This is a genomic window from Serratia sp. (in: enterobacteria) (assembly GCF_046715635.1).
Classification (GTDB): Bacteria; Pseudomonadota; Gammaproteobacteria; order Enterobacterales; family Enterobacteriaceae; genus Chania.
Genome location: NZ_JBKJYW010000509.1, coordinates 1 through 12021, shown reverse-complemented (window position 1 = coordinate 12021; position 12021 = coordinate 1). Strand labels below are relative to the sequence as shown.

Genomic DNA, 12021 nt, shown 5'->3' with positions numbered 1-12021 from the left:
CATTTTGCCGACATCCGTGAATTGCACTAAGGAGCACCAGCGTGGCTAAATTTACTCAACATACCGGCTTAGTGGTGCCTTTGGACGCGGCCAACGTCGATACCGACGCCATTATCCCGAAGCAGTTTCTGCAGAAAGTCACCCGCACCGGGTTCGGCCAGCACCTGTTCAACGACTGGCGCTTCCTGGACGATGCGGGTCAGCAACCAAATCCTGAGTTTGTGCTGAACTTTCCGCGCTATAAAGGGGCCAGCATCCTGTTAGCCCGGGAAAACTTTGGCTGTGGCTCATCCCGTGAGCACGCACCTTGGGCACTGACCGATTACGGCTTCAAAGTGGTGATTGCACCAAGCTTTGCGGATATCTTCTACGGCAACTCGTTCAACAACCAACTGCTGCCAGTCACGCTGAGCGAGCAGGATGTGGATACGCTGTTTAAGTGGGTGGCAGAACACGAAGGCACGGAGTTTGTGGTCGATCTGGAAAACCAGACGGTGAATGCCGGGGGTAAGAGCTACCCGTTTGAGATCGACAGCTTCCGCCGCCACTGCATGATTAACGGTTTGGACAGCATTGGCCTGACGTTGCAGCACGAAGCGGAGATATCCCGCTACGAGGCGCAGCAACCCGCCTTCCTGAAGTAAGCTTCAGCCTCACCCGCCGCCCGGCGGGTGAGGATTTCATCAAAATCTTACCCTATGGATTAAGACGACGGGTATCACCAATAACCCAACCACTTCCACCACACTCCCCCGATCAATGCCCAGATCAGCAGGTTGACTACGCTCATGATAAAACCGGTTTTCCACCATTCCCCCAGAGTGGCATAGCCCGATCCAAAGATAATTGGCGCGGTGCCGGTGGCATAATGGGTTAATGACATCATCAGTGAAGAAGAAAAAGCCAGGATCAGGCCAAGCAGTGCCGGTGGCGCGCCAAGAGCAATACCTGCGGCAAAGAACGCGGCGAACATGGCGGTCACGTGCGCGGTGGTACTGGCAAAGAAGTAATGCGAATAGAGATAGACAAGAGTTAACAGAATCGTCCCTCCGACCCAGCTCATCCCCATATGATCGATACCCGACCCCACCGTTTGTGACAACCAGCCAATCAGACCCAGTTTGCCAAGGTAGGTCGCCATCATCACCAAGGCGGCAAACCAGACCACGGTATCCCAGGCCCCTTTGTGCTTCAGCACGTCTTCCCAGCTCAGTACGCCGGTTGCCAGCAGGATCGCCAGGCCGATCACCGCAGCCGTCGTCGGGTTAACTGCCAGTGCGGGGCCAAAAATCATCGCCGGAACCCCGGCCCACAGCACCAGCAACAGGGCAAATACGCCCAGCGTGATTTTCTCTGGCAGAGTTATCCGCCCCAGCGCTTGCAGCTTACCTTGAGCAAACAGTGGTGCATCCGGGGTACTTTTGATTTCCGGCGGATACAGTAAATAAACTACCAGCGGCATGACGATCAGCGAACAGATTGCCGGTACCAACGCCGCTATCGCCCACATTCCCCAGGTCAATTCAAACTCGGAACCGGCACCTTTGGCGATCAGATTGACAATCAGCGGGTTAGGCGCGGTAGCGGTGATAAACATCGCCGAGGTGATCGGGTTGATGTTGTAGTTCACCAGCGAGAGATAGCGGCCAATCTTGCCGGAGGTATTCAGCTCGGGCTTGGAGACAAAGATGTCCGCTATCGATTTCATTATCGGGTGGATGATCCCGCCGCCACGGGCGGTATTGCTCGGCGTCACCGGGGCCAGCACGGTTTCTGCCAGGGTTAACGCATAGGCAATCCCCAGCGTTTTTTTGCCAAACAGCGATATAAAGTAGTAGACAATGCGCGATCCCAGGCCGGTTTTATTCAGGCTCAGGGAGATCATGATCGAGAAGCCGATCAGCCAGATAAGCTGATTAGAGAAACCGCTCAGCGCATCGTCCAATGCCGCTCCAGGCTTGCCTGGGTTGGTCACGCCGGTCAGGGCTACCAGTGCAATAGCGATGATAGAAACGGCACCGATAGGCATCGCCTTACCAATAATGGCAATGATGGTCCCAATAAACAGTGCCAGCAAATGCCAGGCATTCGGTGCCACCCCTTCGGGAACAGGGACCACAAACCAGATCAACAAAGCGACTATAACGGCACAAAGGGAGGGAACAGGTTTGAGCGGCGTTAGTTTATCCATAACATACCCACTTTTATCAACGGGATCGGCATCTTGACAGCAAGATGAATAAGAGCGTGAAGCTCACGCTCTGAGTCCGTTTATCTTAGTGAGAATAAAGCGGTTTTCTCAATGACATGTATCAACTAACAGAGCGTTACAGTTCACACTTCGCGAACTTTGGCACACATCCACAGTGCCAGGATGGCAAGCAGAGTAATCAGGTAGTAAACCGCATAATGCCCAAAGTTTTCCACCAGCGCGCCCTGCAGTACACCGGCCAGGATCACCCCGGTCGAAATGCTGTTGGTAAACATGGTGGTCGCCGCTCCGGGCCGCCCCGGCATCAGATCCTGAAAATAGAGCATGCCGATCCCGGCAATAATGCCGATAAACACCGCGTTGAACAGCTGCAACACCATCAACGCCAGCTGGAACTTGAACAGCACCAACCCGGCATAAAACAGCACGCCCGCCGCCACCGCAAACAGCATCATGTTGCGTTTGCCAAAGCGTTTGACGTAATAACCCGCCAACAGCATAGCCGGGATTTCCAGCCCGGCGGCGGTGCCCATCAGCCAACCTGCCAGCCGTTCCGGCAAGCCCAAATCGGCGGTGATGTACAGCGGCATATCGATGATATACATGGTGTTACAGGTCCACATCAGCATCGAAGCCACAAACAGCAGGCGCACATCGGGATCGCGCCAGGCGCTGATTGGCGCGATAGGCGGAGAATCTACGCTGATCTCAACGTTGGCACGGGGCACCGAAGGCAATATCAGCCACACCAGCAGTACGCTGACGGCAAAAATCACCGCCGCAATCATAAACATCACGGTAAAACCGTAGTTCAGCGCCAACATAAACGACAGTGGTGGGCCGATCACCCAGGCCAATGAAAGCTGGGCACGCATCACCGAACTGAACATCACCACTTCACGTGCCGAGCTGTCCGCATATTCACGCGCCAGGGCAAAAATCTGCGGCATGGCAGTATTGGCAACCGCGGCCAGCAGTACACCAGCGGTGATCAATGTCAGATAATCACGGTTGAACGCAAACAGCAGGCTGTTGCCCACCGCCATCGCACAGCACACCAGGATCAGCTTGCGCCGATCGCCACGGGTATCCGAACGCTTGGCCAACAGGAAGCTGACGATAATCCCGGCGATGGCATTCACGGTATAGAACATGCCTACCCATAGCGGGCGCACCTTTACCTCGGTGGTCAAAAAGAGGCTCAGCGTGGGGGCTTGCAGCGCGCCGGCAATGCCGGTCAGGAAGGCAATCAGCAGGAAAGCGGTAAAAACGGGATTAAAGCGGCGCGGCAACCAACGTCTGAAACTCATGGCGATATCCCTGACCAGAAACAAAGAAGGCTATGCTACAGAAGGAAAATTGCTGAAGGAAGCCAAGGCGGCAGATAAAAATGCCAGTGGGTTACCCCACTGGCTGGTGAAAAGCACCATTACTCAGAAACACTTTTGCGGTGAACGTCAGATACGCTCACGGTACTGCTTGTCACTCAACGTGGCGATGTCCCACTGGGTCAAGTGGGCCAACATCTCCAGCCGCGCCTGTTCAGGTACCACCTGCAGCCAATCGGCCTGCTGGCGGCGGATCGCGGTGAAATAACGCTGATAAAACTGTTTGGCTAACAGAACCGTCATTGGTTATCCCTCCGCTGTTTCAACTGCCATCATTATCGGCGTAATATAGGGAAAGATAAATTGACGACTTGATGCCAGAGAGTTCCTCTTTTATGTCCACCTCACGCCTGCAACAACAGTTCATACGCCTGTGGCAACGCTGCCACGGCCAAACTACCGAAACTACGCTGCAAGAGTTGGCAGAGGTGCTCAGTTGTTCCCGTCGCCACGTTCGCTCACTGCTGGGAGCCATGCAGCAAGAGGGTTGGCTGAGCTGGCAGGCCGAGTCCGGCCGGGGTAAACGTTCGCAGCTCAGCTTTCACTACACCGGATTGGCACTGCAGCAACAGCGCGCCGAAGAACTGCTGGAACAGGATCGCATCGATCAATTAGTACAGTTGGTCGGCGATAAAGACGTCGTGCGTCAAATGCTGCTTTCCCAGTTGGGGCGCAGCTTCCGCCAGGGGAAACATATCCTGCGCGTGCTCTACTATCGTCAGCTTTACAACCTGTTGCCCGGTTCTGCACTGCGCCGTTCAGAAACCCACCTGGCACGACAGATTTTTAACGGCCTGACGCGGGTAAACGAGGAAAACGGGGAACTGGATCCCGATCTTTCGCATCATTGGCAAACGATCACCCCTTTGCACTGGCGCTTTTATCTACGCCCGGCGATCCATTTTCACCATGGCCGCGAGTTGGAAATGGAAGATGTGATCCATTCGCTCAACCGCCTGATCCCACAGCCGCTATTTTCACATATCGACAGGATCGACTCGCCTACGCCTTATGTCATCGATGTGCATCTGCACACGCCGGACTACTGGCTGCCCTGGCTGCTGAGCAGCGTGCATGCCATGATCCTGCCGCGCGAATGGCAGAGCCTGCCGGACTTTGCACGCCATCCCATCGGCACTGGCCCCTATCGCGTGATACACAACAACCAAAGCCAGATGAAAATCCACGCCTTTGACGACTACTTTGGCTATCGCGCCCTGATCGATGAGGTCAACATTTGGGTATTACCGGAAAGCACCGAAGAGCAGGCACACTCCGGCGTCCAGTTGCAGGGGGATGATACCGGTAGGAACGAGCTGGAAAGCCGCCTGGAAGAAGGCTGTTATTTTCTGCTGTTCGACCAGCGTTCAGCACTGGCAGCCGATCCGCAGATCCGCAGTTGGCTATGTGAGTTGATTAACCCGATCGCGCTGCTTAGCCATGCAGGACCACTCTACCAGCGTTACTGGGCACCGGCCTATGGCATCCTCCCGCGCTGGTTGCATAACCGGGTGCTGGGGCAGCAACCCAAGCCTGCTGGTTTGACCGAAGTCACCCTGACCTTCTTCAACGAACACTCCGAGTTCCACGCGATCAAACAGGCCATCGCCTCTCTGCTGGCTGAGCAGGGGATCAAGCTCAATGTGCAGGTCGTAGATTACCAATCCTGGCATAAGGGCAAGGCGCAAAGCGATCTGTGGTTAGGCAGCGCCAACTTCACCTTGCCGCTGGAGTTTTCGCTGTTTGCCACGCTGTATGAACTGCCGTTGATCCAACACTGCCTGACGGAGGATATCGCACAGGATGCCGCTCTGTGGCGGGAAAATCGCTTGCCGATGGCCGAGTTTTGCCAGCGCCTGGTCAGCAGCCATCAGTTGCATCCATTATTCCATCACTGGCTGCAACTGCATGGCCAACGCAGTATGCGTGGGGTACGAATGAATACTCTCGGCTGGTTCGATTTTAAATCCGCCTGGTTTGCGCCGCCGGAAGCATAATCGCCTTTCACCCGCGCCGCTAAGCCTCTACAATAGCGCCGACTCAACGGGGTGCGGAGAGCCAGCCAATTTTGGCCAACGGTTTTCCGCTGAGAGCACACCCGTCGAACCTGATCCGGTCAATACCGGCGGAGGGATTTGAGCATGGCGCGTTAACCTTCGTTAACCCAGCCCTCAGATACCTTTGCCCCCTTTACTATTAGGAGTGCAAAGTGGTCAAAAAAACCCTGCCTTGTTTATTACTGTTAGCGGCGATGCCCGTTCTGGCCAAGCCAACGCTGACGGTCTACACCTATGACTCTTTCGCTGCCGACTGGGGCCCAGGCCCGGCGGTAAAAAAAGCTTTTGAGGCCGAATGTGATTGCGAGTTGAAATTCGTGGCGCTGGAAGACGGCGTCTCGTTACTCAACCGCCTGAGAATGGAAGGCAAGAACAGCGCCGCCGACGTGGTTTTGGGCTTGGACAACAACCTGCTGCAAGCCGCGCAGCAAACCGATCTGTTCACCGCCAGCCAGGTAGACACCAGCAAGCTCACGGTTCCCGGTGGCTGGCACAACCAGACCTTCGTTCCCTACGACTATGGCTACTTTGCCTTCGTCTACAACAAAGACAAGCTGAAAAACCCGCCGACCAGCCTGAAAGAGTTGGTAAGCAGCGATCGTCCCCTGAAGATCATCTATCAGGATCCGCGCACCAGCACACCGGGCCTCGGCCTGCTGCTATGGATGCAGAAAGTGTATGGCGACGAGGCACCGCTTGCCTGGCAACAGTTGGCAAAGAAAACGGTCACCGTCACCAAAGGCTGGAGTGAAGCCTACGGCCTGTTCCTGAAAGGGGAAGGCGATATGGTACTGAGCTATACCACCTCCCCCGCCTACCATCTGATCGAAGAGAAAAAAGACAGCTATGCGGCGACCAATTTCAGTGAGGGCCATTACCTGCAAATCGAAGTTGCTGGCAAGCTAAAGGCCAGCAAACAGCCAGAACTGGCTGAGCGCTTCATGCAGTTTATGGTTACCCCGGCCTTCCAAAACACCATTCCAACCGGCAACTGGATGTACCCGGTGATCAAGACTCAGCTGCCTGCCGGTTTCGAACAAATGACCGTGCCGCAAACGGCGTTGCAATTTAGCGCCGAGGAAGTGGCCCAACAGCGTGGTAACTGGATCAAAGCATGGCAAACCGCCGTCAGCCACTGATCCCCCGCTGGTTATGGCCGGGGCTGATGGCCGCTGGCCTGATCCTGCTGATCGCGTTGGCGGCCATGGGCTCGCTGTGGCGGCATGCGCCTGAAAGCGATTGGCGTAGCCTGTGGCAAGACAGCTACCTGTGGCACGTGGTGCGCTTTACCTTTTGGCAGGCGTTGCTCTCCGCCATAATCTCGGTGGTGCCTGCCATCTGGCTGGCCAGGGCGCTGTACCGAAGACGTTTCCCTGGCCGCAACCTGCTGCTGCGTCTGTGCGCCATGACGCTGGTGCTGCCGGTGCTGGTGGCAGTATTTGGCATGCTGAGCGTCTACGGCAGGCAAGGCTGGCTGGCAACGCTGTGTGGATGGCTGGGCGTGAACTACAGTTTTTCGCCTTATGGCCTGCAAGGCATTCTGCTGGCGCATCTTTTCTTTAATATGCCGCTGGCCACCCGCCTGCTGCTACAGGCGCTGGAGAACATTCCCACCGAGCAGCGTCAACTGGCCGCACAGTTGGGGATGAACGGCTGGCAACAGTTCCGCTTTGTGGAATGGCCTGCGTTACGCCGCCAGATCCTACCCAGCGGCGCACTGGTGTTTATGCTGTGTTTTGCCAGCTTCGCCACCGTGCTGTCGTTGGGCGGCGGGCCGCAGGCCACCACCATAGAGCTGGCGATCTATCAGGCCTTGAGTTACGACTACGATCTCAGCCGCGCTGCGCTGCTGGCGCTGATCCAACTGGCTTGCTGCCTGGGGCTGGTGGTGCTCAGCCAGCGTTTAAGCCAGGCTCTGCCGGTTGGCCATACCCACGCCCAGCGCTGGCGCGATCCGCAGGACAGCCTAGGGCGGCGCATTAGCGATACGCTATTCATTGCCGCAGCGCTACTGTTACTACTGCCGCCATTGTTGGCGGTGATCATCGACGGTGCCAACCAAACGCTGGTCAGCGTGCTGCAACAGCCAATCCTCTGGCAGGCCCTGTTCACCTCGCTGCGCATCGCACTCGGGGCGGGTATTTTGTGCATAGTATTGACCATGATGCTGCTGTGGAGCAGCCGTGAACTTAAGCTGCGGCAACGGGCCGCATGGGGCCAAACGCTCGAACTGAGCGGCATGGTGATCCTGGCGATGCCGGGCATTGTGCTGGCTACCGGTTTCTTCCTGTTGCTGAGCGATACTACTGGGCTGCCGCAATCGCCTTATGCGCTGGTGATCCTCACCAATGCGTTGATGGCGGTGCCCTACGCGCTGAAAGTGCTGGAAAACCCGATGCGCGATCTGGCCGAGCGTTATAATCCGCTATGCTTGTCGCTGGATATCCACGGCTGGCAGCGGCTGCGCTGGATCGAACTGAAAGCGTTGCAACGCCCGCTGGCGCAGGCTTTGGCCTTTGCCTGCGTGCTGTCGATTGGCGATTTCGGCGTAGTGGCGCTGTTCGGCAACGAACAGTTCCGTACCCTGCCTTTTTATCTCTATCAGCAGATTGGCGCATATCGCAGCAACGACGGGGCCGTGACCGCCCTGCTGCTGCTGCTGCTCTGTTTCCTGCTGTTTACCCTGATTGAACGTTTACCGGGCCGCCATGCTGACGCTTGAAAAACTGACCTATCTGTACGAACACTTGCCGATGCGTTTTGACCTGCGTATTCAGCCGGGAGAACACGTCGCGGTACTGGGCCCTAGTGGTGCAGGCAAAAGTACCTTGCTCAGCCTGATCGCCGGTTTCCTGCCAGCGGCCAGCGGTAAACTGTGGCTGAACGGTAGCGATCATACCGCTTCGCCGCCAGCCAAGCGCCCGGTGTCGATGCTGTTTCAGGAAAACAACCTGTTTGCCCACCTGACGGTCAGGCAAAATATCGGTCTGGGGCTGGATCCTGGCCTGCGCCTAACCGCCGCACAGCAGGAACAGCTGGCACAGATTGCCCAACAGGTCGGATTGGAGGGGCATCTGCAGCGCCTACCGTCACAGCTTTCCGGCGGGCAGAGGCAGCGGGCCGCCTTGGCGCGTTGCCTGATCCGCCAGCAGCCGATTCTGCTGCTCGACGAGCCTTTCTCTGCACTCGATCCGGCACTGCGCAGTGAGATGCTGCAACTGCTGCAAAACGTGTGCGACCAGCGCCAACTCACACTGCTGATGGTTTCACACAATCTTGAGGATGCCGCCCGCATCGCGCCGCGTACCTTGCTGGTAGTGGATGGCCGGATTTATTACGACGGCCCGACCCAGGCGTTGGTCAGCGGCAGCGCACCGGAGGCCAAGGTGCTGGGTATTGCGGTTAAACCGTGATCTACCACGCGTTTTTTATGCTGAACCAATAAACCTGTTGTGCGAATTTTGCACCTGTGGTTTTATAAAATTCTGTTTTTTACTACTGATGATAAGGCTCCCTGTGATTACATCCTCGCTGACCTCGACCCTACTAACAACCGCGCTACCAGCCGCGGTGGTCGTCGTGCGTGTGGTGGTGGTCGTCGGCAACGCGCCGTAGGGTCCGAATCAACGCGATTCCCAAACCCCGCCGGCGCAAACCGGGCGGGGTTTCTTGTTTTAGTCCCCTTGCCCAGAAAAGCTAACCGGCCCAGAGAAAAGGATAGGCACATGGCAACTTCGGGCACGCCACACCAAGGCCAACGTATTACCGGCGCACAGCTGATCGTTCATCTGCTGGAACGCCAGGGTATCACCACGATTGCAGGCATTCCCGGTGGCGCAGCGCTGCCGCTGTACGATGCTCTGAGCCAAAGCACCGTCATCCAGCACGTGCTGGCCCGCCATGAGCAAGGGGCCGGTTTTATGGCGCAGGGCATGGCACGTACCAACGGCAAGGCAGCGGTCTGTATCGCTTCCAGCGGCCCGGGAGCCACCAATCTGGTGACCGCCATTGCCGATGCGAAGCTCGACTCGATCCCGCTGGTGTGCATCACTGGCCAGGTATCTTCCTCAATGATCGGCACCGATGCCTTCCAGGAAGTCGATACCTACGGTATTTCCATCCCGATAACCAAATACAACCATCTGGTACGCGACATCAGCGATCTGCCGCAGGTGATCTGCGACGCGTTCCGCATTGCCGAATCGGGCCGCCCAGGCCCGGTGTGGATCGACATCCCGAAAGACGTGCAAACCGCCGAAATTGAGTGGGATTCATTACCACCAATGGCCGTACCAGATGCCCCACCGGCCTTTGACAGTAAGCAGGTCGAACAGGCTGCGGCCATGATCAATCAGGCTAAGCGCCCTATTCTGTATCTGGGCGGCGGTATTATCTGCGCAGAAGCCCATAAACCGGCGCTGGAAATGGCCGAGCGTTCCAACCTGCCAACTACCATGACGCTGATGGCATTAGGCGCCATGCCGGTAGAACACCCACTGTCATTAGGGATGTTGGGGATGCACGCCGCGCGCAGCACCAACTTTATCCTGCAAGAAGCCGATCTGCTGATCGTGCTGGGCGCTCGCTTCGACGATCGGGCAATCGGTAAAACCGAGCAATTCTGCCCGAACGCCAAAATCATCCACGTGGACATCGACCGTGCCGAACTGGGCAAAGTCAAACAGGCCAATATTGCCATCCATGCCGATGTCGGCCAGGTGTTGCAACAGCTGTTACCAATGATCGAAGCACAGCCGCGTACCGAATGGATGAACACCGTTGACGATCTGAAGCGTGAATTCCCGTTCAACATGCCGAACGTGGAAGATCCATTGAGTCATTATGGGCTGGTTAAGGCCGCGGCACGCTGCGTGGACGAAAGCGCCATTATCACCACCGATGTAGGCCAGCATCAGATGTGGGTAGCCCAGGCTTATCCGCTGAGCCGTGCGCGCCAGTGGCTGACTTCCGGCGGTTTAGGCACCATGGGCTTTGGTTTGCCCGCTGCGATTGGTGCCGCCCTGGCAGAGCCCCAGCGCAAGGTGCTGTGTTTCTCCGGGGACGGCAGCCTGATGATGAATATTCAGGAGATGGCGACCGCCGTTGAGCATAATCTGGACGTGAAAATCATCCTGATGAACAACCAGGCCTTGGGATTGGTACACCAGCAGCAGACGCTGTTCTATCAACAGCATATCTTTGCCGCCACCTATCCAAAGCGTACCGATTTCCTGAAGATTGCCGCCGGTTTTGGCCTGGACACCTGCGATTTGAATGCCGAGGCAGATCCACAGGCCGCGCTGCTGGCAGCGATCCAACGCCCTGGCCCTTGCCTGATCCACGCGCTGATCGATATCAACGAAAAAGTCTACCCAATGGTGCCACCAGGTGCCGCCAACATCGAAATGATTGGAGAATAAGCCATGCAATCACTACAAAAGAATCCACAGGTGATCCTGGAGTTGGCGGTACGGAACCATCCGGGCGTAATGACCCATGTTTGCGGCCTGTTTGCCCGCCGTGCCTTTAACGTGGAAGGTATTTTGTGTATGCCGCTGAAAGATGGAACCCAGAGCCGCATTTGGCTATTGGTGGCCGACGATCAGCGCCTGGTGCAGATGATCAGCCAGGTTGAAAAGCTGGAGGATGTATTACAGGTGAAGCGCCACAGCGAAGATATGCGGGTGTTTGAGCAGTTGGAGGCGTTCTTCCAGTAAGTTTTTTGCGGCTGAATGTTAAAGGCCGGGAGTGGTTAGCCCCCGGCCTTAGCTACGTTTCCATTATCAGTTCAGTAACTGAAGCACATAACGGATCAGTTCCAGCAACGCGATCAGCGCCCCAAGAACGATGATTGCCTTATCAATATCAATCACCCGTTTTCTCCATAACATGGAGTGAGCCACCGCCGCTTACCCTTACATTGCCTGTCACAGCGCAGCGCTCATTGGTTAGATGAATGCTGTCTCACTCCGGCCAGAGTATCGGATAACGGCACCACCCGGACATCCGACCAGGACTTGAATGTGTACATGCGCACACCGAAGTAAAGACAGCCGCAGAGCTAACCCGCTGATTATATCTCAACCAACTCAGGGCCCGACATACCAGATATCCGATTTATGGGCTTTTGACATTAGAGGATTTCAACGATAAAATTAATGCGGTTAGATGAATGCTGTCTCAACCGGTCAGAGTCTCCATCTCTGAATCGGAAAATAAAAAAACCGACCTCACCAGTCGGTTTTTTTATGCCCAAATTTTAGCGTCAGCCCGCCAGCACTTTCCACAGCAGGTGTCGATATACCGGCATCAACGCCTGCTGATGCATATAATAGAAACACACCAGCGCCCCTACCCAGCTAGC

The 12021-nt window shown here is 56.2% G+C and carries 12 protein-coding genes, 1 pseudogene and 1 riboswitch; of the genes and pseudogenes, 8 read left to right on the top strand and 5 right to left on the bottom strand.

The genetic code is table 11. The annotated features are described in order from the left end of the window. The first annotated feature begins 41 nt into the window (after positions 1 to 41). A complete protein-coding gene (gene leuD / locus ACLQ7H_RS26440; protein ID WP_411755235.1) occupies positions 42 to 644 on the top strand; it encodes a 3-isopropylmalate dehydratase small subunit in 603 nt (200 codons plus the stop codon). A 74-nt stretch (positions 645 to 718) separates the two neighbouring features. Here leuD and ACLQ7H_RS26435 read toward each other — a convergent pair whose 3' ends face one another. The 3 genes from ACLQ7H_RS26435 to sgrT all read right to left on the bottom strand — a co-directional run bounded on the left by ACLQ7H_RS26435 (position 719) and on the right by sgrT (position 3843). After that, entirely contained in the window at positions 719 to 2191 is a 1473-nt protein-coding gene (locus ACLQ7H_RS26435) for a DASS family sodium-coupled anion symporter (protein WP_411755234.1), read from the bottom strand. Between the two features lie 143 nt (positions 2192 to 2334). Next, positions 2335 to 3522, bottom strand: a complete 1188-nt coding sequence (locus tag ACLQ7H_RS26430; RefSeq protein WP_411755233.1) for a sugar efflux transporter — start codon at positions 3520 to 3522, stop codon at positions 2335 to 2337. Positions 3523 to 3669: 147 nt separating this feature from the next. Further along, the gene (gene sgrT, locus ACLQ7H_RS26425) at positions 3670 to 3843 is read right to left on the bottom strand and encodes a glucose uptake inhibitor SgrT (RefSeq protein ID WP_071784394.1); all 174 of its coding nucleotides are present in this window, start codon (positions 3841 to 3843) and stop codon (positions 3670 to 3672) included. Between the two features lie 92 nt (positions 3844 to 3935). Between sgrT and sgrR the strand changes: the two genes are divergently transcribed. The 7 genes from sgrR (at position 3936) to ilvN (ending at position 11374) form a co-directional block, all read left to right on the top strand. After that, entirely contained in the window at positions 3936 to 5597 is a 1662-nt protein-coding gene (gene sgrR, locus ACLQ7H_RS26420) for an HTH-type transcriptional regulator SgrR (RefSeq protein ID WP_411755232.1), read from the top strand. A gap of 37 nt (positions 5598 to 5634) precedes the next feature. Continuing rightward, a riboswitch (TPP riboswitch) is annotated at positions 5635 to 5752 on the top strand. 57 nt (positions 5753 to 5809) lie between these two features. Beyond that, entirely contained in the window at positions 5810 to 6796 is a 987-nt protein-coding gene (thiB, locus tag ACLQ7H_RS26415; RefSeq protein WP_411755231.1) for a thiamine ABC transporter substrate binding subunit, read from the top strand. Continuing rightward, positions 6772 to 8379, top strand: a complete 1608-nt coding sequence (gene thiP, locus ACLQ7H_RS26410; RefSeq protein ID WP_411755230.1) for a thiamine/thiamine pyrophosphate ABC transporter permease ThiP — start codon at positions 6772 to 6774, stop codon at positions 8377 to 8379. Before thiB ends, thiP begins: the two co-directional genes overlap by 25 nt. Then, positions 8366 to 9070 (top strand): thiamine ABC transporter ATP-binding protein ThiQ, encoded by a 705-nt coding sequence (thiQ, locus tag ACLQ7H_RS26405; protein ID WP_411755229.1) that lies wholly within the window; start codon positions 8366 to 8368, stop codon positions 9068 to 9070. Before thiP ends, thiQ begins: the two co-directional genes overlap by 14 nt. A gap of 103 nt (positions 9071 to 9173) precedes the next feature. Next, on the top strand, positions 9174 to 9272 hold the full coding sequence (gene ivbL, locus ACLQ7H_RS26400) for an ilvB operon leader peptide IvbL (RefSeq protein WP_411755236.1): 99 nt from the start codon (positions 9174 to 9176) through the stop codon (positions 9270 to 9272). A gap of 110 nt (positions 9273 to 9382) precedes the next feature. Next, positions 9383 to 11077, top strand: a complete 1695-nt coding sequence (ilvB, locus tag ACLQ7H_RS26395) for an acetolactate synthase large subunit (protein ID WP_411755228.1) — start codon at positions 9383 to 9385, stop codon at positions 11075 to 11077. A gap of 3 nt (positions 11078 to 11080) precedes the next feature. Then, complete coding sequence (gene ilvN, locus ACLQ7H_RS26390) at positions 11081 to 11374, top strand: acetolactate synthase small subunit (protein ID WP_024527189.1); 294 nt, start codon at positions 11081 to 11083, stop codon at positions 11372 to 11374. Between the two features lie 66 nt (positions 11375 to 11440). Here the strand turns inward: ilvN and dinQ are convergent, their stop codons facing one another. Next, the gene (gene dinQ, locus ACLQ7H_RS26385; protein WP_166735140.1) at positions 11441 to 11521 is read right to left on the bottom strand and encodes a damage-inducible type I toxin DinQ; all 81 of its coding nucleotides are present in this window, start codon (positions 11519 to 11521) and stop codon (positions 11441 to 11443) included. Positions 11522 to 11922: 401 nt separating this feature from the next. Next, positions 11923 to 12021 (bottom strand): annotated as a pseudogene (locus tag ACLQ7H_RS26380) (DedA family protein); the annotation flags it as partial.